This is a genomic window from Thermocatellispora tengchongensis (genome assembly GCF_014202315.1).
GTDB classification, from domain to species: Bacteria; Actinomycetota; Actinomycetes; order Streptosporangiales; family Streptosporangiaceae; genus Thermocatellispora; species Thermocatellispora tengchongensis.
The window spans coordinates 176496-200738 of the sequence record NZ_JACHGN010000002.1 but is presented as its reverse complement, the minus strand read 5'-3'; the positions used below and the strand labels follow the sequence as shown (position 1 = coordinate 200738).

16 protein-coding genes and 1 pseudogene are annotated in these 24243 nt (G+C 74.3%); 4 read left to right on the top strand and 13 right to left on the bottom strand.

Translation table 11 applies throughout. From position 1 onward, the window contains the following. Positions 1–2: 2 nt before the first annotated feature. The 3 genes from HNP84_RS04280 to HNP84_RS04270 form a co-directional block, all read right to left on the bottom strand. Positions 3–3782 (bottom strand): AAA family ATPase, encoded by a 3780-nt coding sequence (locus tag HNP84_RS04280; protein WP_185048024.1) that lies wholly within the window; start codon positions 3780–3782, stop codon positions 3–5. Next, on the bottom strand, positions 3783–4916 hold the full coding sequence (locus HNP84_RS04275; protein WP_185048023.1) for an exonuclease SbcCD subunit D: 1134 nt from the start codon (positions 4914–4916) through the stop codon (positions 3783–3785). Between the two features lie 154 nt (positions 4917–5070). Further along, complete coding sequence (locus HNP84_RS04270; protein WP_185048022.1) at positions 5071–5328, bottom strand: hypothetical protein; 258 nt, start codon at positions 5326–5328, stop codon at positions 5071–5073. A gap of 1186 nt (positions 5329–6514) precedes the next feature. Between HNP84_RS04270 and HNP84_RS04265 the strand changes: the two genes are divergently transcribed. Beyond that, positions 6515–8011: an alpha/beta hydrolase family protein gene (locus HNP84_RS04265; protein WP_185048021.1), complete on the top strand. Its 1497-nt coding sequence runs from the start codon at positions 6515–6517 to the stop codon at positions 8009–8011. 3 nt (positions 8012–8014) lie between these two features. Here the strand turns inward: HNP84_RS04265 and HNP84_RS04260 are convergent, their stop codons facing one another. Further along, a complete protein-coding gene (locus HNP84_RS04260; RefSeq protein ID WP_185048020.1) occupies positions 8015–8956 on the bottom strand; it encodes an alpha/beta hydrolase in 942 nt (313 codons plus the stop codon). Between the two features lie 5 nt (positions 8957–8961). After that, positions 8962–9168 carry a hypothetical protein gene (locus HNP84_RS04255; RefSeq protein WP_185048019.1) on the bottom strand — a complete coding sequence of 69 codons (207 nt, stop codon included), beginning with the start codon at positions 9166–9168 and terminating at the stop codon, positions 8962–8964. Between the two features lie 157 nt (positions 9169–9325). On the opposite strand from HNP84_RS04255, the gene HNP84_RS04250 reads away from it, so the two are divergent. Next, on the top strand, positions 9326–10798 hold the full coding sequence (locus tag HNP84_RS04250; RefSeq protein ID WP_312923686.1) for an LCP family protein: 1473 nt from the start codon (positions 9326–9328) through the stop codon (positions 10796–10798). Positions 10799–10807: 9 nt separating this feature from the next. Here HNP84_RS04250 and HNP84_RS04245 read toward each other — a convergent pair whose 3' ends face one another. The 4 genes from HNP84_RS04245 to HNP84_RS04230 all read right to left on the bottom strand — a co-directional run bounded on the left by HNP84_RS04245 (position 10808) and on the right by HNP84_RS04230 (position 15672). After that, complete coding sequence (locus HNP84_RS04245) at positions 10808–11824, bottom strand: enolase C-terminal domain-like protein (protein ID WP_185048017.1); 1017 nt, start codon at positions 11822–11824, stop codon at positions 10808–10810. Positions 11825–11920: 96 nt separating this feature from the next. Next, the gene (locus tag HNP84_RS04240; protein WP_185048016.1) at positions 11921–13372 is read right to left on the bottom strand and encodes an MFS transporter; all 1452 of its coding nucleotides are present in this window, start codon (positions 13370–13372) and stop codon (positions 11921–11923) included. A 100-nt stretch (positions 13373–13472) separates the two neighbouring features. Beyond that, on the bottom strand, positions 13473–14879 hold the full coding sequence (locus HNP84_RS04235) for an Nramp family divalent metal transporter (protein ID WP_185048015.1): 1407 nt from the start codon (positions 14877–14879) through the stop codon (positions 13473–13475). Positions 14880–14937: 58 nt separating this feature from the next. Continuing rightward, a complete protein-coding gene (locus HNP84_RS04230) occupies positions 14938–15672 on the bottom strand; it encodes a TetR/AcrR family transcriptional regulator (protein ID WP_185048014.1) in 735 nt (244 codons plus the stop codon). Between the two features lie 124 nt (positions 15673–15796). Between HNP84_RS04230 and HNP84_RS04225 the strand changes: the two genes are divergently transcribed. After that, positions 15797–17257 carry an MFS transporter gene (locus tag HNP84_RS04225; RefSeq protein ID WP_185048013.1) on the top strand — a complete coding sequence of 487 codons (1461 nt, stop codon included), beginning with the start codon at positions 15797–15799 and terminating at the stop codon, positions 17255–17257. Between the two features lie 10 nt (positions 17258–17267). Here HNP84_RS04225 and HNP84_RS04220 read toward each other — a convergent pair whose 3' ends face one another. The 4 genes from HNP84_RS04220 to HNP84_RS52550 all read right to left on the bottom strand — a co-directional run bounded on the left by HNP84_RS04220 (position 17268) and on the right by HNP84_RS52550 (position 23940). Beyond that, positions 17268–18449 (bottom strand): VWA domain-containing protein, encoded by a 1182-nt coding sequence (locus HNP84_RS04220; RefSeq protein ID WP_185048012.1) that lies wholly within the window; start codon positions 18447–18449, stop codon positions 17268–17270. Then, positions 18446–21139, bottom strand: coding sequence for a DUF5682 family protein (locus tag HNP84_RS04215; protein ID WP_185048011.1), 2694 nt, complete (start codon positions 21137–21139; stop codon positions 18446–18448). The genes HNP84_RS04220 and HNP84_RS04215 overlap by 4 nt, the downstream gene beginning before the upstream one ends. A 114-nt stretch (positions 21140–21253) precedes the next feature. Continuing rightward, positions 21254–22321, bottom strand: a complete 1068-nt coding sequence (locus tag HNP84_RS04210; RefSeq protein WP_185048010.1) for an ATP-binding protein — start codon at positions 22319–22321, stop codon at positions 21254–21256. Continuing rightward, the gene (locus HNP84_RS52550; RefSeq protein WP_185048009.1) at positions 22318–23940 is read right to left on the bottom strand and encodes a DUF5691 domain-containing protein; all 1623 of its coding nucleotides are present in this window, start codon (positions 23938–23940) and stop codon (positions 22318–22320) included. The genes HNP84_RS04210 and HNP84_RS52550 overlap by 4 nt, the downstream gene beginning before the upstream one ends. Positions 23941–23973: 33 nt before the next feature. On the opposite strand from HNP84_RS52550, the pseudogene HNP84_RS04200 reads away from it, so the two are divergent. Continuing rightward, a pseudogene (locus tag HNP84_RS04200) lies at positions 23974–24243 on the top strand (hypothetical protein); the annotation flags it as partial.

Here is a 24243-nt window from a genome sequence, read left to right as displayed (position 1 = left end):
GATCATGCGTGCACGTGGAGCGAGAGGGTGCTGCCCGTGGGGGTCTTGGTGACCGACAGGCGGGCCGGGATTCGGGCGCGGAGTTCGGCCACGTGGCTGACGATGCCGATCGCGCGGCCGCCGTCGCGGAGGGCGTCGAGGATGTCGAGGACGCCGTCCAGGGTGTCCTCGTCCAGGGTGCCGAAGCCCTCGTCGACGAAGAGGGTGCCGATCTCGGTGCCGCCCGACTCGGCGGTGACCACGTCGGCCAGGCCGAGGGCCAGGGCCAGGGAGGTGACGAAGCTCTCGCCGCCCGACAGGGTGGCCGGGTCGCGGTCCACGCCGGTCCAGGCGTCCAGGACGCGCAGGCCGAGGCCGCCGCCGGTGCGCTTGCGGCTGCCCGCGGTGTTGCGCACGTCGTACTGGAGGAGGTAGCGACCGCCGGACATGTGGTCGAGCCGGTCGTTGGCGGCGTCCACCACCTGGCGCAGGCGCTCGCCGAGCACGAACGACGACAGGCGCATGTCGTAGGCGTTGTCGGCGGAGGTGCCGCTGGTCAGCTCGGCCAGGGTGCGGGCGAGGCGGTGGCGCTCCTCGGCCGGGCGCCACTCCGCCTGGCACCGCGCCAGCTCATCGGTGAGCGCGGCGAGCTGGTCGCGGCGGGCGCGGGCCTGGTCGCGGGCGGAGACGTGCTCGCCGTGCGCACGCTCGGCGGCGTCGTGCCGCTCCGCCAGCGCGGCGAGGTCGGGCGGCGGCTGGGCCGCGGCGGCGATCAGCTCGGGGTCGGCGAGCAGGGCATCGACGGCGGCGGCCTCGGCGTCCAGCTCGCGCAGCCGCTCGGCCCTGACCTCGCGCTCCTCGCGGGGGCGTACGGCGGCGCGGGCGTCGGCGACCGAGCCGAACCCGGCCTCGGCGGCAGCGGCGGCGGCCTCCTCGCCGGCGGCGGACGCCTCCACGGCCGACGCACGCGCGGCGTTGGCCGACTCGGCAGCCTCGCCCAGCAGGGCGGCCTCGTCGGCGAGCCGGTCCAGGCGCGCGGCCAGGGTGGGGTCCTCGCCCCTGGCGGCGTCGAGACGCGCGGCGAGCCGGGCCACCTCGGCGGCGAGCTGGTCGCGGCGGGCGCGGGCGGCGGTCAGCTCGCGGTCGATGTCGCGCCCGGTACGCCGCAGCTCGTCGGTCTCGGCGGCCAGCCGCGCGGCCTCGGCGGCGAGGGCGTCATGCCCGGACGCCGCGGCGCGTAAGGCCGCGAGCTCCCGCTCGGCCTCGGCGAGCGCGTGGGCGGCCCGCTCGGCGGTCTCACCGTCGGGGACCGCGCTGCGCGCCTCCTCCCAGGCGGCGGCGACCTCCGCGACCCGGGCCGCCCACTCGCCCGCCCCGGCGAACAGCTCCGCCTCGGCGGTGAGGCGGTCGCGGCGCGCGGCCACCGAGGCGTCGCCGCCGCGGGCGCTCTCCAGACGCGCGGTGAGCCGGTCCAGCTCGGCGCGCAGCTCGGTCCGGCGGCTGGTGCACTCGGCCAGCGCCCGGTCCAGCTCGGCGGCGCGGTCGCGGGCCCGCTCCAGCTCGCGCTCGGCGCGCTCGGCCTCCGCCTCGGCGGCGCCCGCCTCCTCCGCGACGGCCTCCAGCCTGGCCAGCTCGGCCTCGGCGGCGGCCAGCAGCCCGGCGGCCTCGCCCGCCTCGGCGCCCTCGGCCCGCTCCTCGGCGTCGGCCAGCCGGGTGGCCAGGACGGCCGCGTCGCTCTCGGCGGCCTGGCGCTCGGCCTGGGCCTCCTCGTACGCCGCCTGGGCCTCGGCCTCGTCCTCGGCGATCGAGGCGGCGGCCACGGGCGGCGCGGGCGCGGGGTGGTGCTCGGACCCGCACACCACGCACGGCTCGCCGCTGACCAGGGAGCAGGCCAGCTCGCCCGCCATGCCCTCGATCCTGGCCTGGCGCAGCGCGAGCACCCGGTCGCGCAGCTCCTGCGCCCGGTCGGTGGCCTCGCGGCGTACCTGCTCGGCGGCTTCCCACTCGGCGGCGAGCGTGTCGCGCAGCCCTGCGGCGTCGAGCCGGGCCGCCGCCGCCTGCCGCGCCGCCTCGGCGGCCGGGATCGCGGCCGCCTCGCCGCGCAGCGCGGCCAGCCGGTCGTGGATCGCGGCCAGCCGGACGGGCAGCTCGGCGGCGTCGGCCCGGGCCGCGGCCTCCTGCTCGGCGAGGACGTCGATCTCGGCGTCGAGGCGGGCCAGCTCGGCGCGCACCTCGGACAGGCGCTCCTCGTCGGCGCGCAGCGCCTCCAGCGCCGCCGCCCGCTCGCGCCGGTCGCGCTCCATCGCGGCGAGCGCGGCGCGCAGTTCCTTGGCGTCGCCGTCGCCGGGCGGCTCGGGGAGGACCGCGAGGGCGGCGGCCAGGGTCTCGCGGGCCGCCTCCAGCTCGGCGGCGAGCGCGTCGCGGCGGCGGGTGGCGGCCAGGGCGCGGGTGGCGGCCAGGTGGGCGGCCTCGGCGGCGGGGACGGACGCGGCGGCGCGGCCCGCCTCCTCGCGGCGCTCCTCCGCCTCGCGGTGCCGCTCGGGCAGCACGGCCAGCCGCTCGGCGGTGGCGGCCTCGCGTACGGCGAGCGCGGCGAGGTCGCGCTCGGTGGCCTCCAGGTCGCCCGCCAGGGCGTCGCGCCGCCGCTCGTCGTCGCGCAGCTCGGCCAGCCGGGCGATCTCGTCGCGGCGGCCCCGCTCCAGCGCGGCCAGCTCCTCGGGGGACGGCGGGTCGTCCCCCTCGCCGGGCACGAGGGGCAGGGCGCGGGACAGCGCGTCGGCGGCGAGGCGGTGCGCCTTGGCCGCGGCCTCGGCGCGCTGCCCGGCCCGCAGGATCAGCGGCAGTACGCGCTCGGCGCGGGCGGCCTCGTCGAGGATGGCCTCCAGGTCGGCCCGCTCGTCGGCCCGGGCGTCCAGCTCGGCCCGCCGCGCCAGGGCCTCGGCGTGACGGCGGCGCCGGTCGGCGAGCGCCCGGCCCGCCTCCAGCCGCGCCCTTGCCTCGCGCAGGTCGGCCTCGCTGTGCGCACACGCCTGCTCGGCCCGCGTCACGCGCTCGCCGGCCACGGCCACCAGCCCGCGCGCCCACTCCATGGGCTCGTCACCGGCGTCGGTGCTCTCGACGCCGGCGAGAAGCGGGCCCGCGGCGCCGTGGATGCGGTTGACGACCGCATCGACGGCCTGGCGCAGGGCCTGGCGGGCACGGCCGGTCTCGGTGCGGTGCTCGGCCAGCCAGCGCTCCACCGCGGTGTAGAGGCCGACCGAGAAGAGGCGTTCCAGCAGCACCCGGCGCTCGTCGCCGTCGGAGCGCAGGAATCGGGCGAAGTCGCCCTGGGGCAGCATGGCGACCTGCTGGAACTGGTCGGCGTTCATGCCGAGCAGGCCGCCGATCAGGTGGCCGGTCTCGTCGGCGCGGGTGGACAGCGTGACCCAGGAGCCGGTGCCGGTCAGCTCCTCGGCGCGGGCCTTGGCCTTCTCCTCGACCTGGCCGGCGCCGCGCAGCTTGGGGCGGAGCCAGGCGGGCGAACGGGTGATCCGGAGGCGGCGGCCCCGGATCGTGACCTCCAGCTCGACCACGGGGCCGCGGTCGGGCGGGGCGTGGTCGCAGCGCAGGCTCTTGGCATGGTCGCGCTGGCCGGGCACCTGGCCGTACAGGGCGTAGCAGACGGCGTCGAGCACGGTGGTCTTGCCCGCGCCCGTGGGGCCGTGGATCAGGAACAGGCCGGCCTCGCCCAGCGCGTCGAAGTCGACGGTCTCCCGGCCGGGGAAGGACCCGAAGGCGGCCAGGGTCAGGCGGTGCAGCCGCATCTATGCCATCGTCTCCTTGAGTCTGCACGACTCTATCGCCCGGTGCAGCAGCCGCCGCTCGGCCTCGTCGGCGGGCTCGCCGCGTACTTCGCGGACGAAGTCCAGCACCACGTCGATCTCGGGACGGCCGGCGGCGCGCGGCCGGGCGGCGCGCGTACGCTCACCGCCGCCCTCGGGCTCGAAGGCCAGGGCGAGGGTGTGCGGGAAGCGGCGCCGCAGGCGCTCCATGGCCCCCTTGGGCCGCACCGGGTCGGTCAGCACGATGCGCAGCCAGTGGCCGGTGTACCGCTCGTACGCCGGGGAGCCGAGCAGATCGTCGATGGCGCCGCGCAGCTCGGCGACCGGCCGGGGCACCGGGGCGGGCACGAACTCGGCGCCCCGGAAGCCGGAGCCGTCGATGTCCACCAGCCAGGAGCCCTTCAGGTGGGCCGCCTCGGAGAAGGAGTAGGCGAGCGGGGAGCCGGAGTAGCGCACGGTCTCGCTCATCTGCTGGCGGCCGTGGAGGTGGCCGAGCGCGGTGTAGCCGATGCCGTCGAAGACGGTCAGCGGCACATGGGCCACCCCGCCGACGCTGATGTCGCGTTCGCTGTCGCTGGCCGCGCCGCCGGTGACGAACGCGTGGGCGAGCACGACCGACGCGACGCCGCCCCGGCGGGCGAGATCGGCCCGGATCAGCGCCATCGCGTGGCCGAGCGCGGCGCTGTGGCTGCGCTCGGCGAGCTCCCACGGGCCGCGTACGACCTCGGGCTCCAGGTACGGGATGCCGTAGAACGCGACGCCGTCCACGAGCACCGGCCTGGCCACCGCCGCCGGGTCGGTGCGCAGGTGCACCCCGCCCGCCTCGATGAGCTCGGCGCCGAAGCCTAGCCGCCGCGCCGAGTCGTGGTTCCCGCTGATCAGCACCACCCGGGCCCCCGCCCCCACCAGCCGCTGCAGGGCCTCGTCGCACAGCTTGACCGCGTCCACCGGCGGCAGCGCCCGGTCGTAGACGTCTCCGGACACCGCGACCACGCCGACCCGCTCGGCCGTGACGACCTCCACCAGGTGGTCCACGAACGCGGCCTGGGCCGCGAGCAGGCTCTCCCGGTGGAAGGACCGGCCGAGGTGCCAGTCGGAGGTGTGCAGGACCCGCATGTCGCAGGAAGCTAACAGATCCCCGCGCGCCACGAGGGTCACTCGCCCCGGCCCGTCCGGGAGTCCCAGGCCAGGGGCGTACGGCATGCGACGCCCCGCGAGGTGGTCCCCGCGGGGCGCGGCGTTCGCTGGGGTGAACCTGATCACCCAGCCGTCAGAAGCCGTTGTCGTCCTCTGGGTCCTTGCAGTACTTCAGGCGCCACTTGCCCTTCTTGTAGCAGTACTTGCACCAGTAGTCCTCCTCCTCCTGCCACCGGCAGGGCTTGGCGGCGCTGTCCAGAAGGGCTACGGCCTGACCGGTGACGGCGCAGTTCGTGCTCGGAGCGGCGCTGGCGGGCTGGGCACTCATCGCGCCACCGACGACCAGTGTGGAGGCGGCGACGGCGGCCGCGACGATGAGTCTTCTGAGCATGAGATCACTCCGTGATCTGAGGGTTGGGCCCCAGGCCGGGGCCTGGGACCGAACGGAGCGTCGAGCAGGCTTTCCCGGGATACGCCATGACGCGCTACGGACAATTCCACCGTAGCCACGACGCCCCGAATTCTCTCCCTAACGGCGGCAAAACCTGACTTAGCACGATAAATCACATTTCAGCCGCCACTTTCCCCCACTCGAAAACGCCGATATTCACCGACATTCCACCCCAGGCCACCCGCACGAGACCCCAGATGCATCCCCCCAGCTCCTCCCATGCCACCCCCCGACCTCCCCCACCCCCCCGATCCAATCCCAGCATTCCGGAAGACCTAGTAAAAAAGCACAAGGCCCCATGAACTCCCCGAGACCCCCACCCACGCCGCGCCCCCGCGGCACACACCCCCATGAACCGAAGTCAAGCCCACACCATAAGAACGGCGCCCCAAAACCGCCCTTTCCCCGCCCCTCGTCGATTTCTCCACCCCGCCCTCGGCCCGCCCCGAGGGCCCGAGGCGGAGGCCGCCTCAAGCACGCAGGCCCTCACTCACCGCATGCCGGCGCGCGGCAGCAGAACGTCCTCCCGACCAGGCGACCCCACCGCCGTCAGGCGCAGTGGGTGCCGAGTACCGCGACCCGCCCGGAGCACACCCCGCAGCGGAGGCGCGAGGCGGGCGACCTGACAGAAGGCCCACGTGGAGTGGCGGCCCGCAGCACGCCCCGCCGTCACCCGCCCTCCCACCGGCCCCACCCCCGCCCGCCCGGGGAAGCACCGCCCCCATACGGCCCCTCACTCCACGACCCCACTCACAGGAAAGGGCCGGGGCAAAGCGCGGAGCCCCGGCCGCCGTAGGCCAGGAGCCGTCGCCCCCACCCATCGGGCCGGCACGCTTGCCGGCCCCGCCGGTCCCTGTGCGCAGCCCTCGGAAGGGGGCGGGGGCCTGGAGGTTCGAGGCGGCCGCCCCGGGCGGCATCCCCTGGGCCGCCTGCCCCCTGGCAGCCGCCGCACCGGGAAGGTGGCGCTGTGGTGAGGGGTGTGTCATGCCGGGCTGTTTCCGTCCGTGCCGGATCGCGCGTTCGAGGTGTCCGGCCGAGTACCCTGAAAGGTCGGTGGGAATATCACCAACATCGGTTCATCGGCTGGTAAGGCGACCGGTAGGGCGACGATTCGGAGCGGTTCGGGATGCAAGTCGGTCGGGGCACGCTCGGCGTGGCCGCCGGTTTGGTGCTGGCGGTGCTGGCCGCGGTGGGGTATGCGCTGCCGCCCTCGTTCGATCCGCCGCCGTTGAAGCTCGACGGGACTTTCCGGGCGTTACCCGCGCAGCCGGCGGCCGAGCTGGCGCCGGTGGCGGCGGAGGCCGCGATCAGCACCGAGGACGTGGCGATCCCGGCGCGGTATGAGACGCTGCAGGCGACGATCCGGGCGCCGAAGACGCCGGGGCGGCATCCGGCGCTGGTGTTCGTGCAGGGGTCGGGCAACGGGGCGCGGGACGAGTTCACTCCGCAGGCCGAGTGGCTGGCTCGGGCGGGCATCGTCACGCTGGTCTACGACAAGCGCACGGTCGGCTACTCCTTCCGCAACCGCGACTTCGAGCTGCTGGCCGACGACGCGCTGCGCATGGTCGAGCACCTGCGCAAGCGGCCCGACGTCGATCCGGCGCGTACCGGGCTGTGGGGGGTCAGCGAGGGCACGTGGGTGACCCCGATCGCGGCCTCGCGCAGCTCCGATGTGGGGTTCCTGGTGATGGTGTCGGCGCCGAACGTCTCGCCGATGCGCCAGGTGGCGTGGGCGCTGAACGAGCAGTTGCAGCGGCTGCACGCGCCGATCGGCGTGCGCGACCTGCTGACGCGGGCGATGGGGGCGGTCGGGTTCGACTTCCTGCGGCACGACCCGATGCCGGCGCTGCGCGGCATCAGCCAGCCGGTGTTGTCGCTGTACGGCACGATGGACCCGTCGATCCCGTTCGTGGAGAGCACGCGGGCGCTGACCACGGCCCTGGCCGAGGGCGGCAACGACGAGTACACGATCCGGTTCCTGAAGAGCGCCGACCACGCGATGCGGGTGCGCGGCGGTCCGTACGCGCCGGGCTACCTGGAGACGCTGGCGAACTGGATCGTCAAGCTGCCGGGCTCGGCCACGCCGCCGGAGGCGGTGCGGATCGCGGGGGCGACGCCGGTGCAGCGCTACCAGGCCAGCGACGTCCCGGCCGCGCCCTGGTACGCCGGCGACACCGTGATCGGTCTCGCGCTGTGCCTGGCCGCGGTGGGCTACGTGGCGGGGCCCGTCGCCGAGATCGTGGTACGCCTGCGCGGGCGGAGCACCGCCGCCGAGGCCAACGCCCGGCTGTGGCCCCCGATCCGGCGCCGGCTGCGCCGTATGGCGTGGACCGGGCTCGGGCTGCTGGTGTCGGTGGCCGGCTTCATCACGCTGCTGGTGCTGTTCTCGGTGAACCAGGCCGGCGCCTGGCCCGCCGTGCTGGCGGGCTGGCTGGTCGTGCGGGTGCTGGCGGTGCTGATGCTGCTGCAGGAGGTCACCGCGGTGGCCGCGCTGATGTCGGCGCTGCGCGAGGGCTGGCAGCCGGGCCGCTGGCAGCACGTGGCCGTCGCCGGCGTGCTGGGCGGCACCGGGCTGCTGCTCGCGCTCGCGGCCTACTACGGGCTGTACGCGTTCCCCTGGTAGCCCTCACTGCTGGTAGCAGCGCATCCAGCGGTCCATCTCGGCGAAGACGCGCTTGCGGGCGGTCTCGCCCGACAGCACCAGGTCGTGCATGCCGCCCGGTACGCGGATGCAGGTGACGTGGCCGCCGATCCTGGTCGCCCACTTGGCCATGTGCTCGGGGTCGAGCACGACGTCGGCCTCGTGCGCGGCGGGGACGAAGTCGCGTACGCGCAGGCCCTTCTCGGCGGTGAGGACGAGCACCGGCACGTCCACGGCGAGCCCGGCGTGCAGGCGGCGCTGGGCGCGGCGGACGGCGGCCAGCCACACGGCGTGCACCGGGAACCCGGCCAGCGGCTTCAACTCCAGGTCGTAGGACCACTCGCCGTTGTGGTCGCGGTGGATGCTGCTGCCGTACGCCGTGGCGATGCCGAGGGGGAGTACGGCGCGGGCGGAGGCGCGGCCGAGCACGTTGCGCAGCAGGTCGGCGGTGGTGCGCAGGTACGCCGGGACGTTGAGGTCCAGGAACGGGCTGTTCAGCATCAGGCCCTGCACGCGCCCCTTGCCGCGCACCCGGTCGGCCCACAGCGCCGCGATCAGGCCGCCGGTGGAGTGGGCGTTGACGGTGAGGCTCTCGTTGCCGTCCTCCTCGCGGATGATCCGGACCGCCTCGTCGATCTCGGGGAAGTGGTCGGTGAGGCTGCGTACGACGCCGGGGGTCTGGTGCGGGAGCAGCGACCGGCCGTACTTGCGCAGGTCGAGGGCGTAGAAGTTGACGCCCTGGGCGACGAAGTGGTCGGCCAGGTGGGTCTGGAAGAAGTAGTCGGTGAAGCCGTGGATGTACAGGACCGCCCGGCTGGACGGCTCGGGGGCGGGGCGGCTGACCAGCGTGGCGATGACCTCGCCCTCGTGGTCCTCCCCCATCGGGAGCACTCTGGCGGCGTACTCGGGCCCGAGGAAGTCGCGCATGGCGGTCACCCTAGCCCGCAGGGGTTGACGGGCCGGTCCGGGACCTTCAGGGGGAAGCCTCGGTACGCCGCCTCCACCAACTCGCCGCGCATCGCCGGGGTGAAGGCGTTCAGCCGCTCCGGAGGGTTCAATGTGATTGTCGCCACAGCGGCCACGCCCGCCACTCCGGTCGCATCGTGCGACACGTCGTAGTCGATCTCCGTGAAAGCCATGACCGAATCTTATTCCAGTCGCTTTGAGCCCGTCTGTGATGAATTGTGTTCCCGGGGAGTTCACGTCTGCGTCGCCTGCGGGCAGGGTGATCGGGTCTACGATCCCTCCTCAACGCCTGCCGTGGCGGGCCGGGACGAGGGGAACGGGGCTCAAGGGGTGCGAGGGAGATCAGCCACGCCCGGAGTTGGCGCGGTCATCGGCTGGACTTTGCTCTCGGCGTTCGTCCCCGGCTCGGCCCACCTGCGCGCGGGGTGGCGGCGCACCGGCTACGCACTCCTCGGCGTGTACGCCCTGCTGGTGGTCGGCGCGGTGGTCCTGGCGCTGTCGGCCGACTTCGCGTCGCTGCTCGGGCGGCTCACCAGCGCGGCCTGGCTGAACACCATCATGATCGCCACCATGGTGGTCGGCCTGGGCTGGTTCGCGGTGGTCGTGCACTCGTTCGTGGTGCTGCGTCCCGGGCTGCTGCCCACGAAGGGGCAGATCGCGGCCGGCATCACGGCGGGCCTGGTGGCGGTGGCGGCGATCCTGCCCTTCGGCCTGGTCACCCAGTACGTCTCGACCTCCGACGATCTCCTGGATCACGTGTTCGACACCCCCGACCAGACCCAGGCGCAGCCGATCAAGCCCGAGGACCCGTGGAACGGCCAGAAACGGGTGAACATCCTGCTGCTCGGCGGCGACGCCGACGACCACCGGCCCGGCGTGCGGACCGACAGCATCAACCTGGCCAGCGTGGACGTCGAGACCGGCAACACCGTGCTGTTCAGCCTGCCGCGCAACCTGGAGAACGTGCGCTTCCCGCCCGGCTCCCCCATGCGCGCGCAGTTCCCCAACGGCTTCCGGCTGCCGCCCGACCCGGGCGGCGGGCGCTCCGACCTGCTGTTCGCGGTCTGGCAGTACGCCGACAGCCATCCTGAGATCTTCGGCGGCAAGAAGAACCAGGGCGCCAAGACGCTCAAGGAGACGATCGGCTACACGCTCAACCTGAAGGTGGACTACTACGCCCTGGTCAACATGTGGGGTTTCGCCCGGCTGATCGACGCCATCGGCGGCGTGGTGATCCACGTGGACCGGGACGTGGTGTTCGGCAAGTACAACGAGGGCCTGGTCAAGGCGGGCACGCGCCGGCTCAAGGGCGCCGACGCGATGTGGTTCGCCCGCTCCCGCACCTACAGCGACGACTACACCCGGATGCGCCGCCAGCGCTGCGTGCTCGGCGCGCTGCTGGAGCAGGCCGACCCGGCGACCGTGCTGACCAACTTCAACCGGGTGGCGGCGGCCACCAAGACGCTGCTGCGCACCGACATCCCGCGCCCGCTGCTGGAGCACCTGGTGCCGCTCGCGCTGAAGGTGCAGAAGGCCAGGGTCACCAGCGTGCAGTTCGTGCCGCCGCTGATCAACACCGGCTACCCCGACTGGGCCAAGATCCGCACGGTCGCCGCGAAGGCCATCGCGGCCTCGGAGAAGGCGGGCGCCCCGATCACCGCCACCACCTCGGCGTCCCCGGTGCCCACGCCCACCGCGTCGGCCACGGGCAAGGCCAAGAGCAGGCCCAAGGCCGCCAAGACCCCCAAGCCCACGCAGAACGGCGACAGCGGCTTCGCCACCGGGCTCACCGAGGGGTGCTGAGCCGCGCCGTCAGGCGCTGAAGGACTCCTTGGCCAGGCGGCGCAGGCGCGACTCGTCCACGGTGTGGCCGAGGCCGGGCTGGGTGAGCGGCACGGCGATGACGCCGCCCGACGCGCCGACCGGCGGCTCGACGATCTGGGCGTTGCGCGGCGGCTGGGTGACGTCGCACGGCAGGGTGCAGCCCGGCATGCTGGCCACCGCGACCGCCGCCGCGCGGGCCAGGCCGGTGCCCTGGCCGCCCGCGCACAGGATGTCCCAGCCGGCGGACACGGCCCGGTCGTGCGCGCGGCGCACCTCGGCCAGGGTGGCGAAGGCGGACGGGCGCAGCAGCATGGCCCGCGCCGCGCCGGCCTCGATGTACTCCATCAGCCGGCCCTCGGAGCCGGTCTCGACCGCGACCGCCGCGGCCACCTGGTCCTGCAGCTCGGCGTGGCCGACCACGTCCGAGTCGGCGAACGGCCGCTCGATCACCTCGATGTCGTACGCGTCGAGCGCGACGAGCTGCTCGGCGCCGGTGTAGGCGCCGTGGGCGTCCACCGAGATGGCCAGGCCCGGGTAGGCGTTGCGCACGGCCCGCACCGGCTCGACGTCCCAGCCGGGGTGCACGTCCAGCGTGACGTGCGCGTAGCCGCCGCACACCTGCCGGTTGACCCGCGCCACCAGGCTCTCCAGCGAGCGGTCGGCCCCGATGCGCACCGTGGCCATCAGGCTGGTGCGCGTGCCGCCGAGCGCGTGGGACAGCGGCACCCCGCTCATCCGCGCCCACAGGTCCCAGCAGGCCATGTCACCGGCCGTGCCGCCGGCGGCGGGCGGCAGCTCGTCGGGGTGCTCCCAGTCGAGGCCGAGCAGGGCCGGCGCCAGGGTCTCCTCCAGCATGGACCACGCCTTGTCCAGGCAGGGCACCTCGACGACCTCGCCCCAGCCCGTCATGCCGCCGTAGTCGGTCAGCCGCACGAGGATGCTCTCGGGCCGCCTGCCGTAGGGCAGGGCGAGCCTGAAGACCTCGATCTCGCGGACACGCGGCAATGTTCCCCCAGATGATGGACGTTCCTCGCGTTCCATGGTGCCCTCTGCGTCCGGCAAAACCCAAACGCGGCGATCGCCCGGGGGACGGGGCCCCGGTCAGCGGCGGACGCGTCCGGCGGTGAGCACGCCGGTCAGGGCCATCAGGACCGGCACCGCGAAGCACGCCGCGAGCACCGTCGCGGTGTCGCCGAGCGCGGCCAGCGCGGCTCCGGTGACCGCCACGGCGACCACCGAGTACACCGACTCGCCGACGCCCAGGGCCGCGCTGTTCTCGCCCTTCTCCTCGGGGCTGGACAGTTCGAGGACCAGCACCGACAGCGTCGGGTACACCATGCCGATGCCGAAGCCGGTGATCACCCAGGCCGCGAACGCCGCCGCGACCGGGATCTGCTGGAAGACGGTGAGCGCGACCAGCGTGACGCCGGCGGCGATCAGCGCGGTGCCTAGGCGCAGCACCCGTACCCGGTCATAGGCGCGGCGGCCGACGATCCAGGAGGCCAGCGACCAGGTCAGGGCGCCGCCGGTGAGCACCAGGCCCGCCTCGGTGGCCTCCAGCCCGCGCGTGCCCACCAGCATCCGCGGCACCAGCACCTCGGCCGCGAGGAAGCCGCCGGCCGCGAGACCGCGCAGCGCGATCACGGTGGCCAGGCCGCGCGCGGCGAGCAGGGTGCCGGGCGGCAGCAGCCGGGGCAGGGTCAGGGCCAGCAGCGCGAAGCCCGCGGCGAGCAGCGCGATCCCGCCGGGGCCGCGCAGGCCGCCGCCGTACTGCATCATGGCCGCGCCGACGGCTGCGGCGGTCGCCGCCGCGAGCTTGACCCCGATCGGCGTACGCGCGGCGGCCCCGTCCGCTTCGTCCTTCACGCCCTGTGCGTCCTGTGCGTTCTGTACGCCCTGTGCGTCCTGCCCGCCCTGTGCGTCCTGCCCGTCTTTGGCGCCGGGCCCGCCTACGCCACCGGTCGCGGCCAGGCCGCGCCAGAGCAGCAGGGCGGCGGGCGCGGCGAGGACCGGCACCGCCAGGAACACCCAGCGCCAGCCCACGCTCTCGGTGACGGCGCCGGTGATGGCCGGGCCGACCATGGACGGCACCACCCACGCGGCCGAGGTGAGGGAGAACACCTTGGGGTGCGCCTCCGGCGGATAGGCGCGGGCGATCACGACGTAAATGGCGACGGTGAACAGGCCGCCGCCGAGTCCCTGGACGAACCTGCCGGCGATGAACACGTCCATGGTCGGCGCGACGCCGGAGATGACCAGGCCGCCCGCGAAGGCGCCGACCCCCGTCCACAGCGGGGCGAGCGGACCGCGGGTGTCGCTCCACCGGCCGCCGAGGACGTTGGCGAACAGGCTGGTGGCGAGGGAGCCGCTGAACGCCAGCGCGTACAGCGCCATCCCGTCGAGTTCCCGCCCGACGACCGGCATCGCGGTCGCCACCGCCAGGTACTCGAAGGCCACCAGCGCGATCAGCGCGGTCAGGCCGATGCTCAGCGCGCGGTGGCGCCTGCCGAAGACCCCGGGCGTCGTCGCCGGGGAGAGGACGGTCACAGACATGATCGAACCTTATGGGCGATCTGTCCGGATAGGCATCCGACCATGGACCGAAACCGGTCTCGGACGATGGTCCCGGTCACCCGGTCATGCTCTCAGCCGGTCAGCCCGCCAGCTTGCCGATCTGGTCGATGATCGTCAGCACCGAGAAGAAGCCGAAGAACAGGAAGACCAGCCCCAGCACCCCGAGCCGCCAGCCGCGCAGCTCGATCGGCTTGGGCAGGCCGCGCCGGTTGAGGATCATCAGCAGGCCGGAGTAGACGAACATCATGAACCCGCCGACCACGGCGGAGATCACCAGCAGCACCAGCGGCTGGTCGAACCCGGCCAGCAGCACCACGCAGCCGATCGTGATCAGCAGCCACACCACCGCGACGTACAGCCTGGCCTCGCTCCACCAGGTGGCGCGTGCGAAGTAGGTCACCTTGAGCGTGTCGGACACCAGGCGGCCCATGTAGTCCAGGATGCCGAGGGCCGCGGCGAACAGCGAGTACGCTCCGATGATCCAGAAGAACGTGCCGAACCAGCCGGTGGTGTCGTTCAGCACGTCGCCCTCGACCCGCAGGAAGCTCACGTTGTTCTCGACCGCGCCGCCGAAGACCGAGGAGTAGGCCAGCATCGAGGTGGCGGTGATCGTGACCACGGTGATCAGCACGAACGAGACGAGCTGCTCGATGTTGGCGACCTTCCACCAGGCGCGCCAGCGCCGCAGGTTCTCCTCGTTCGGCGGGAAGACGAAGCCGGTCGAGGGCACGGCGCTGGGCTGACCGGTGACCGGCGACATCAGCTTGGGCATGCGCCCGCCCATGCCGAGCCCTTTGTCCCTGATCCAGTTGCTCTGCACCAGGTTCTGCGCCCCGCCCGCGCCCGCGAAGGCCAGGGCGCCCAGGATCAGCGCGGCGCCGAGTTCGAGCGGGAGCCTGGGGGCGGTCACGGCCTGCGCCAGCCCGGGACCGCGCTCGGCGCTGAACGCGAACACCACGGCGCCGGCGACCAGCAGGATCACCGCGCCCACCTTCACGAACTCGATGCGCTCGACCCAGTGGTAGACGACCGGCGCCACGGTCAGGATCACGCCGATCAGCACCAGCTCGACGATGGCCAGCACCACCGGGTCGCCCCGCCCGATGGCGTACGTGAGCACGGTCGCCGAGCTGGTCGCCCACCCCGGCCACATGTTGGCCAGCGTGGCGAGCACGACGAAGACCAGCCCCCAGTGGCGCCACAGCCGGTTGAAGCCGGTGAGCGCGGTCTCGCCGGTGGCCAGGGTGTACCGCTCGATCTCCATGTTGATGAAGAACTGGAACACCACGCCGACGAACGCGCCCCACAGGAAGACCAGGCCGACGTTGGCCGAGATGTAGGGCCACAGCACGAACTCGCCGGAGGCGAGCCCGATCGCCGCCGCGACCACACCGGGGCCGAGCACTCGCGCCAGAGGCTGCGGCTCGGGCAGGTCCGCCGTGGCCAGCTCGGGCAGCCTGCCCCGCGCGGTCGGAAGAGTCCGCATACTTTAACTTTCTACGCGGCCCTGACGAAGATAAACATTCTCCGTAAACAGGTTCGGCTCACCGCCGGACCATGGCCTCCAGACCGGCCAGCAACAGGTCCAGCCCGAAGCGGAACCGCACCTCGCCGTCGCCGCTGATCAGATCGTCCACGTGGTCGACGATGGCCGGGAACCGGTCGCGGGGCAGGCTGCGATAGTAGTCGGCGATGCCCTGGAAGTAGGCCCGGAAGTTCTCCGCGGCCTCCTGCGGCGTGTCGCCCGTGTGCCTGCCCTGGTACAGGGTGCCCTCGTACGCGTCGGCCGCGACGTAGAGCCCGAGCCGGTCCATCATCCACCCCGCCAGCCGGGGCGGCACCCCGCCCGCGATCATGATGGAGAACTGCGCCTCGGCGATCCGCAGCGCGTTCGGCCCGGTGGGGACGGCGGCCAGGCCGACCTTGGCCACGTCCTTGTGCGCCCGGAACACCTCGTACGAGGCCAGCGCGATGGCCCGCATCTGGTCCACCCAGCGCTCGGGGTCGGGCCGTTCGGGCAGCTCGATCTCGCCGAGCACCCGGTCGTAGATCAGCGCGAGCAGTTCCTCCTTGTTGGCCACGTGGGCGTACAGGGATGCGGGGCCGGTGCCCAGCACCTGGGCGACGCGGCGCATGCTCAGCGCGTCGAGCCCCTCGGCGTCCACGATGCGCAGGCCCGTGTCCACGATCACGTCCTGGCTGAGCGGCTCCCGCCGGCTGACCTGCTTGCGCGGCGTACGCCACGGCGGGATCGGCAGGGAGTCGGCGTCGGTGTCCATTCGGCCTCCGGTCCTTCGGGTTACGAACACTGTACTTGACACGAACACTGTTCGGCCATAGAACGGTGTTTGTCTACGAACACCGTTCGTTAGTCGAACACCGTTAACCGGAAGGACAACCGCGATGACCCCCACCCCCGGCCTGGAGGCGCCGCCGTACCGGTGGCGCTGGATCGCGCTGGCCGTGATCCTCGCCGCCGAGGTCATGGACCTCCTCGACGCGCTGGTCACCAACGTCGCCGGCCCCACCATCCAGAAGGAGCTCGGCGGGTCGGCCAGCCTGGTCCAGTGGCTCGGCGCCGGCTACACCACCGCCATGGCCGTCGGCCTGATCACCGGCGGGCGCCTGGGCGACCTGTACGGCCGCAAGCGCATGTTCCTGATCGGCGCCGCCGGGTTCACCGCGTCCTCGCTGCTGTGCGGGGTGGCCGGCTCGCCCGAGATGCTGATCGGCGCCCGCGTGCTCCAGGGCCTGTTCGGGGCCGTGATGCTGCCGCAGGGCCTCGGCCTCATCAAGGAGATGTTCCCGCCCAAGGAGATGGCCGCCGCCTTCGGCGCGTTCGGCCCGATCATGGGCCTGTCCTCGGTCGGCGGGCCGGTGCTGGCCGGCTGGCTGGTGGAGGCCGACTTCTTCGGCACGGGCTGGCGGATGATCTTCCTGATCAACCTGCCGGTCGGACTGCTCGCGCTGGCGGGCGCGATCCGCTTCCTGCCCGAGTCGCGCTCCTCGCACGCCGCCCGGCTCGACCTGCCCGGCGTCGGGCTGGTCTCGCTCGGCGCGTTCCTGCTCATCTTCCCGCTCGTACAGGGTCACGAGCTGGACTGGCCCGCCTGGACCTTCGTCTCGATCGCCGCCTCGCCGGTGGTCTTCGCCTGCTTCGCCTGGTTCGAGGCGCGCAAGCAGCGCCGCGGCGGCGACCCGCTCGTGGTGCCCAGCCTGTTCCGCAAGCGTGCCTTCACCGGCGGCCTGCTCGCCGGGCTGGTGTTCTTCTCCGCCCTGATCGGCTTCTCGCTGGTCTTCACGCTCTACGCCCAGCTCGGCCTGGGGTACGACCCGCTGCACGCCGGCCTGGCCTCGCTGCCGCACGCGATCGGCGGCGTGATCGGCTTCGTGGCCGCGGGCGCCGGCCTGGCCCAGCGGCTCGGCCGGGTGCTCATCCACATCGGCGCGCTGGTCATGGCCGCGGGCGTGGCCGGGCTGGCGCTCACGCTCACCCTGACGGGCCCCGCCGTCACGATCTGGCAGCTCGCCCCGGCGCTGGGCGTGGCCGGGCTCGGCATGGGCCTGTCGATGGCGCCGTTCTTCGACATCGTGCTCGCCGGCGTCGAGCCGCACGAGTCGGGCTCCGCCTCCGGCACCCTCACCGCCATCCAGCAGCTCGGCGGCGCGCTCGGCATCGCCGTGCTCGGCACCGTGTTCTTCAACCTGCTGGACAGCGGCTGGAGCTTCGAGGACGCCGCGCGCCTCACGATCGCCATCGTGAGCGGCATGCTCGTGCTCACCTTCGCGCTGGCCTTCCTGCTGCCGCTGAAGGCCCGCCCCGAGCAGACCCCCGTCGCGGACAAGGAGCCGGTACGCGTCTGACCGGCCGCGCTCAGGCGGACGCGGTCGCCTGCTCCGCCCAGCGGGCGACGTCGCGCCGCTCGATCGCCGCGGCCATCAGATCGGGGAACATGTCGGGCGTGCACGCGAAGGCGGGCACGCCCAGGGCGGCCAGTGCGGCGGCGTTCTCCCTGTCGTACGACGGCGCCCCCTCATCCGACAGCGCCAGCAGCACGATCACCTGTACGCCCGCCGCCGTCAACGCCGCCACCCGGCGCAGCATCTCCTCCCTGACCCCGCCCTCGTACAGGTCGCTGATCAGGATGAGAATCGAGTCGGCGGGCCGGGTGATCAGCTCCTGGCAGTACGCGACGGCCCGGTTGATGTCGGTGCCCCCGCCGAGCTGGGTGCCGAACAGCACCTCCACCGGGTCGTGGAGCTGCGGGGTGAGATCCACCACGGCGGTGTCGAACACCACCAGCGAGGTCTTCAGCGACCGCATCGAGGCCAGCACCGCGCCGAACACGCCCGAGTACACCACCGACGCCGCCATCGACCCGCTCTGGTCCACGCACAGCACGACCTCCCGCTGCACCGCCCGCTGCCGCCGCGCGTAGCCGACCAGCCGGTCGGGCACCACGGTCTCGCGCTCGGGCAGGTAGTTCCGCAGATTGGCGCGGATGGTCCGATCCCAGTCGATCTCCGCGGCCCGGCGCGGCCGGTGGGTGCGCGCCGAGCGGTCCAGCGCCCCCGTGACCGCGGCCCGTGTACGCTGCGCCAGCCGCCGCTCCAGCTCCGCCACCACCGTGCGCACCACCGCCCGCGCCGACTCCCTGGCCTGCTCCGGCATCACCCGGTTCAGCGCGAGCAGGGTGCCCACGAGGTGCACGTCGGGCTCGACGGCCTCCAGCATCTCGGGTTCGAGCAGCAGCCGGGTGAGGTTCAGCCGCTCGATCGCGTCCCGCTGCATCACCTGCACGACCGAACTCGGGAAGTACGTGCGGATGTCCCCCAGCCACCGCGCCACCCGCGGCGCCGACCCGCCCAGCCCGCCGGAGCGGTTCGCCCGCGCGGACCCGCCCCCGTCGTCGCCGCCCTCGCCACCGCCGTAGAGCGCGGCCAGCGCCCCGTCCATCGCCGCATCGGCCCCGGACAGCGCGCACCCGGTGCCGTCGGCGTCCCCGCCCAGCACCAGCCGCCACCGGCGCAGCCGCTCCTCGGCCTCAGCACTCACCGCGCCCTCCCCAGGATTGTCAGGACCGTACGCACGGCCGGGGCCGCGCGCGTCTCGTCGATCTCCGCCTCGGGTTCCTCGGCGCGCCGGCCGCCCTGTGCGCGCACCCGGCGGCCGATGGCCCGGCGTTCCGGCGCCTCGAAGGTGCCGAAGGTGCGCCGCAGCAGGGGCAGCACGTCCACGAACGCCTCCGGGGCGAGCCCGGCCAGCCACCCGTCCACCAGGCCGAGCAGCCTCGGGTCGTGCACCAGCAACAACCCGTCGCCGGACAGGAACCCCTCCACCCAGGCGGCGACCCGCGCGGGCGGGTGCCCGGCCGAGGTGGCCAGGGACATCCGGGACGCCGCCTCCTCCGAGGCCAGCTCGCCCGCGTCGAGCAGGATGCGGGTCAGCCGGCCCGCGACCAGCCCGTGCAGATCACGTCGGCCGGCGACGCCGCGCAGCGCGGCCAGCCACTCCGCGCGCGAGCCCGCGTCGAGCAGCGAGGTCGCCGCGTGCACGCCGTCCACGTGACCGAGCAGCTCGCGGGCCGCGTCGTCGTCGAGCCCGGTCATCGCGGGCGAGAGCCCGGCGCACACGCGGGCGAGCATCGAGCTCACGATCGCGTCCAGCCCGGCGGCCGGAGTGCCGCGCACGTCGCCGTAGCGGCGCGCCCGCGCCATGGCGGGCAGCGCCGCCATCAGGTGGGTGACGTCGGGGTCGAGCGCCGCCCGGTCGGACAGAGCCCGGAGCACGCCCGGCAGCGCCATAGGCAGGTCGGCGAGCAGGCACCGCTCCACCAGCCCGGTCAGCTCCGCGATGGCCCCGGCGTCCCGCGCCAGCGCCAGCACCTGCGCCGTGGCCGCGGCCGGCACGGTGGTGCCCCACGCGCCGGCCTCGATCAGCGCCACGTCGAACTCCGGACTCCAGGCCAGCCGCCACGACTCGCGGAAGGTCCCCTTGCCCTGCGCCTCGCGCGGCGTGCCCCACCGGACGCCGAGCAGCCGCAGCCTGTGCAGCAGGTGGCTGCGCCCCAGGTCGAGCGGCTTGCGCAGGTCGAGATCGAGGTCGCGCTCCAGCGCCTCGGGCTTGAGCTTCAGCCTGCGCTGCTCCTCGCGCAGGTGCCGCTGGAGCGGGACCATCGGGGTGTCCTCGGGCACCCGGCCCAGCCGCTCGCCCACGACCATGCGCCGTTGTATCAGCTCCACGGGCAGGTCGTCGCCCTCGCACAGCACCGCCCTGGCCGCCTCGGTGACCTCCGCCAGCCCGGCCAGCGGCCGCCCGCGCAGGGCCGCCAGGCTGCGCGCCAGGCGTACGGACTCGATGACGTGCGCCGGCGAGACGGCCAGCCCCTCCTCGCGCAGCACCCCCGCCGCATCGGCCAGCCACCGCTCCACCGGCCGGTCGGGCGCCGCGAACAGATGGTGATACCAGCCCGGCGAGGTCACCCCCGCGCCGTACCCGCTCCAGGACGCCAGCCTGCCGTACGTCCACGGCACCCAGGTCATCTCGACCTTGACCTTCGGCAGCCCCCGCAGCAGCCGATCGTCGGCACCGACGGCGGGAAGCCCGGTCAGCGCGGGCACGTGCCACGCCCCGCACACCACCGCGACCCTCTGGAACCCGTCCTTGAGCGCCCGCCGCAGGACACGCCGCATGTACGCCTCCCGCCGCGCCTCGCCCAGGCCCGGCGTGTACCCCTCCCGGACGGCCGCGATGGCCTCCGCGACAGCCTCGAACACCCCGCCCCCGCCCACCCCGGCACCTATGCCCACTGCGGCACCGGTGACCGTACGGGCATCCATGTCGGCACCGGAACGCATGCCCGCCGGAGCGCCTGTGCCCGTCCCGACACGCACCTCCGCCGAAGCACCCCCGCCCGCCCCGACACGCACCTCCGCCGAAGCACCCCCGCCCGCCCCGACACGCACCTCCGCCGAAGCACCCCCGCCCGCCCCGGCACGCACCTCCGCTGGAGCGCCCGTGCCCTCCCGAGCACGGATGTCCGCCCCAGTGCCAGCGCCCGCCCGAGCCCGCATGTCCGTCCCAGTGCCGGCCCCGGCCCCGGCCCCGGTCCCGGTCCCGGTCCCGGTCTCGGTCTCGGTCTCGGTCTCGGCGCCGCGGTGCTCGATGACGTCCTCCCACCACCGCTCCGGGTCGTCGTATCCGGCCGCCTCGGCGAGCACGGCGAGGGGATCGACACGCAGCCCGTCCTCCCGCTCCCGCGCATCCCCGCCGCCGCCCGCATTGCCGCCCTCGCCGGCGTTCACGCCCTCACCGGCATCCCCGCCCTTGCCCGCATCCGCACCCATGCCCGTATCCGCACCCATGCCCGCATCCCCGCCCTCAGGCTCGGCGTCCGCGTCATGGTGCTGTCCGGCCAGGGTGACGGCCGCGGGAAGGTCGCAGAAGCGCACCGGTACGCCGGCGCGCAGGGCGTACTGGATGGCCTGCCACTCGGGCGAGAACGTGGCGAACGGCCAGAAGGCGGATCGTGCGGGCTCCCCCGGCACGTGCGCGAGCAGCGCGACCGGCGGCTCCATGTCACCGGAGCCGGCCAGCGCCACCAGCGCGTCCGCCTCGGGCGGCCCCTCGATCAGCACGATATCGGGCGCGAGCCGTTCCAGCTCGGCCCGCACCGCACGCGCCGACCCGGGCCCGTGGTGCCGCACCCCCAGCACACTGACCCGCCCGCCCACGGCACCCCTCACCGAAGCCCACCTCCCGTAACCGGCGACCACCCCGCACCCCCGTCGGCCCCCGCAACCGGCGACCGCCGCGTGTCCCCAGCGGGCGCCGGCAGCCGCCCCCGCACCCGCCCCCTGTCACTCGGCATCGCGGCAGGCCCGGTAGAAGTCGCGCCAGCCCTCGCGCTCGCGGACCACGGTTTCGAGGTACTCCCGCCACACCACGCGGTCGGAGACGGGGTCCTGCACGACCGCGCCGAGGATGCCGGCCGCCACGTCGGCGGGGCGCAGCACCGCGTCGCCGAAGTGGGCGGCCAGCGCGATCCCGCCGGTGAGCACTGAGATCGCCTCGGCGGTGGACAGGGTGCCGCTGGGGGACTTCACCTTTGTCCGCCCGTCCTCGGTCACCCCCGAGCGCAGCTCGCGGAACACGGTGACCACACGCCGGATCTCCTCCAGCCCGGTCACCGTCTCGGGCAGGTCGAGCGCCCGGCCGAGCTGGGCGACCCGGCGGGAGACGATCTCCACCTCCTCCTCGGCAGTGGCCGGGACGGGCAACACCACGGTGTTGAACCGACGGCGCAGCGCGCTGGACAGCTCGTTGACGCCCCGGTCGCGGTCGTTGGCGGTGGCGATGACGTTGAAGCCGCGCTGTGCCTGGACCTCCTCGTTCAGCTCGGGGATCGGCAGCGTCTTCTCCGACAGGACGGTGATCAGGGCGTCCTGTACGTCGGACGGCATGCGCGTCAGCTCCTCGACCCGGGCGATCCGCCCCTCGGCCATCGCGCGCATCACCGGGCTGGGCGTGAGCGCCGCCCGCGACGGCCCCTCGGCGAGCAGCCGCGCGTAGTTCCAGCCGTAGCGGATCGCCTCCTCGGCCGTGCCCGCCGTGCCCTGGACGAGCAGGGTCGAGTCGCCGCTCACCGCCGCGGCCAGGTGCTCCGACAGCCAGGTCTTGGCGGTGCCGGGCACGCCGAGCAGGAGCAGCGCCCGGTCGGTGGCGAGCGTGGCCACCGCGACCTCCACGATCCGGCGCGGTCCGATGTACTTGGGGGTGATCTGGTCGCCGTCGCCCAGGATGTAGGTGGTCACCGCCCACGGCGACAGTCGCCAGCCCGGCGGCCGGGGACGGTCGTCGGACTTGGCGAGGATCGCCAGCTCCTCCGCGTACTGATCCTCCGCGTGAGGACGCAGGACGTTGGTCAAGAGAGCTCCTTCAACATGTCGCTACGGAAACGGAGGACGGCGGCGATCGCCTGGACGGACGGCTCGGACGACAACCGTTCGGCGGCGGCGTGCAGGCCGGGATCGGCCCGCTCGGCGACCAGCCTGGCCAGCTCGTCCACATTCCACGGCTGCTCGCCCGCCACCTCGACGATCTTCGCCAGCACCGCACGGGTCAGCACCGGGCCCCACGGGGCCTCGGCACCGCCCAGCACCATGATCATCTGCCCGTCAACGGCCTGCTCGCGGACGAACCCGGCCGCCAGCTCCTCCCGCTCGCCAGCGGGCAGCGCGGCCAGCAGCTCGGCCAGCGGGTCCCAGGCGAACAGCGCCCGCGCCCACGCCGGGTCGCGCTGGAGCACGGCGGCCCGGACCCACCCGCCCCGGACCTCGCGCTGCCAGTCGCCGAAGTCCATGCGCACGATGGCATCCGGCTCCGCGCCGAACAGCTCCGTCCAGTACGTCAGCGGCGTGCGCGCCACGATCTGCTGCAGCCACCACCCCTTCTCCCCGGTCCCCCGCGGCGGCGTCGGGCGCACGCCGTCGCGCTGCGCCGCGGCGTCACACGCCGAAGGCGGCTCGACCACGACCCTGCGCACCGGCCCCCTTTCGACCGCACCGGAGCCGGAGCCGGGGCGGGAAGCGGGCCCGGGGCCAGGGCGGGAAGCGGGCCCGGAGCCGGGGCGGGAAGCGAAGCCGGAGCCGGGGCCGGAAGCGAAGCCGGGACCGGGGCCGGAAGCGAAGCCGGGGCGGGCGGAATCGGAGCCGGGGCGGGAAGCGGAACCGGAGTCGCCGGAAGCGGAACCGGAGCCGGAGCCGGAGCCGAAGCCGAAGCCGAAGCCGAAGCCGGAGTCGGAGCCGGAGCCGGAGCCGGAGCCGGAATCGGAATCGGAGCCGGGGCCGGTGTCCGCCGGGCGCAGGCACTGCCCGGCCCGCGCCACCATGCGGCGCGCCAGCCGCGACTCCGGCAGCCTCGTCAGCAGGTCGGCCGCGCACTGCCGCACCTCGCGGCGCCGGTCGTCGAGCGCGGCCTCCAGGAACTCCTCGTCGTCCATCGACAGCCCTTCGCCGAAGGCGGCGAGGAAGGCCGCCCGATCGTCGGGGGTCTCCTTCTCCCAGGTGCCGGCCAGCATCTCGCGAGCCGCGCCGGGATCGTCGCGGCGCATCCGCCGCATCAGCTCGCGCCGGTCGCCGGGCGTGCCGAGCTGCCAGGTCTCGCCGTCGCCGGTCGGCTCCTCCAGCAGGTACGCCCACTGCGCGGCGCCGACGCGCGCCAGCCACCGCCCGCGCTGCCCGGCCAGCGCCCCCGCATGGGACCGCAGCGACCGGTCGCGGGCCGCCCGGTCGAGCACCTCGGGCAGCAGGTACGCCGGCAGCCGCAACCCCGCCCCCGCCGCCGCGGCCAGCCACTCCGGCAGCAGCCGGGGCAGCTCGCCGCCCAGGATGCGGGCCAGCCGGTCGGCCGCCGCCCGCGACACGACCGGCCGGTCCTCCCGGGGAGCGACGGGCAGCGACTCGCCCCTATTGAGCCGCTGCCCGGCTCTCCGCTCCACGGTGCGCACCGCCGCCATCTCCAGCAGCGCCACCGCGGAGTCACGCACCCCCCTGCCGTTCCCCCCTGGATCTCCGTCATCGTGCGTACCGCCCGAACCCCGCCCGAGGTTCCCGCCGCCCGGATCGGCACCACCGACGGCGCCGGCGCTACCGCCCGGATCGGCGCCACCGACCGCGCCGGCGTCACCGACGGCGCCGCCGCTGCCGACCGCATCGGCGTCACCGATCGCGCCGGCGCTGCCGACCGCATCGGCGCCACCGATCGCGCCGGCGCTGCCGACCGCATCGGCGCCACCGACCGCGCCGGCGCTGCCGACCGCATCGGCGCCACCGACCGCGCCGGCGCTGCC

What these genes read in the sequence shown, in the direction of transcription:
- HNP84_RS04280 (WP_185048024.1), bottom strand. Translation starts at nt 3,782, where the DNA reads ATGCGGCTGCACCGCCTGACCCTGGCCGCCTTCGGGTCCTTCCCCGGC.
- HNP84_RS04275 (WP_185048023.1), bottom strand. Translation starts at nt 4,916, where the DNA reads ATGCGGGTCCTGCACACCTCCGACTGGCACCTCGGCCGGTCCTTCCAC.
- HNP84_RS04270 (WP_185048022.1), bottom strand. Translation starts at nt 5,328, where the DNA reads ATGCTCAGAAGACTCATCGTCGCGGCCGCCGTCGCCGCCTCCACACTG.
- HNP84_RS04265 (WP_185048021.1), top strand. Translation starts at nt 6,515, where the DNA reads ATGCAAGTCGGTCGGGGCACGCTCGGCGTGGCCGCCGGTTTGGTGCTG.
- HNP84_RS04260 (WP_185048020.1), bottom strand. Translation starts at nt 8,956, where the DNA reads ATGCGCGACTTCCTCGGGCCCGAGTACGCCGCCAGAGTGCTCCCGATG.
- HNP84_RS04255 (WP_185048019.1), bottom strand. Translation starts at nt 9,168, where the DNA reads ATGGCTTTCACGGAGATCGACTACGACGTGTCGCACGATGCGACCGGA.
- HNP84_RS04240 (WP_185048016.1), bottom strand. Translation starts at nt 13,372, where the DNA reads ATGTCTGTGACCGTCCTCTCCCCGGCGACGACGCCCGGGGTCTTCGGC.
- HNP84_RS04235 (WP_185048015.1), bottom strand. Translation starts at nt 14,879, where the DNA reads ATGCGGACTCTTCCGACCGCGCGGGGCAGGCTGCCCGAGCTGGCCACG.
- HNP84_RS04230 (WP_185048014.1), bottom strand. Translation starts at nt 15,672, where the DNA reads ATGGACACCGACGCCGACTCCCTGCCGATCCCGCCGTGGCGTACGCCG.
- HNP84_RS04225 (WP_185048013.1), top strand. Translation starts at nt 15,797, where the DNA reads ATGACCCCCACCCCCGGCCTGGAGGCGCCGCCGTACCGGTGGCGCTGG.